The 346-nt window shown below is 68.2% G+C and carries 1 pseudogene; it reads left to right on the top strand.

The window, feature by feature from the left end:
* A pseudogene (locus KI686_RS17495) lies at positions 1-346 on the top strand (hypothetical protein); the annotation flags it as partial.

Raw genomic sequence — 346 nt, 5'->3', positions numbered from 1 at the left:
TCGCGCAGGCGAAGTCCCTGCTCACGTTCACGGAGAAGCTGAAGGCCGACAGCGGCAGCGACGACATGCTGCTGATCGGTGACTTCAACGCCTACGGCCAGGAGGACCCGATCGACGTGTTCACGTCGCAGGGCTGGCTCGACACCGTGCCGTCCAAGGCGAAGGGTCAGTACACCTACTCCTTCGACGGGGAGCTCGGCTCGCTGGACCACGTCATCGCCTCGCCGTCGCTCGCGGCGTCGGTCACGGGCGCCGGCGTGTGGGGCATCAACTCGCCGGAGTGGAGCGACCGCGGTTACGCGTTCGGCGCCACCGAGGCGGGCACTCCGTTCCGCTCCAGCGACCA

The organism is Polaribacter sargassicola (assembly GCF_021991835.1).
Lineage (GTDB): Bacteria > Bacteroidota > Bacteroidia > Flavobacteriales > Flavobacteriaceae > Polaribacter > Polaribacter sargassicola.
Note: the sequence above shows the minus strand (reverse complement) of the source record. Positions and strands in the feature narration are given on the sequence as shown.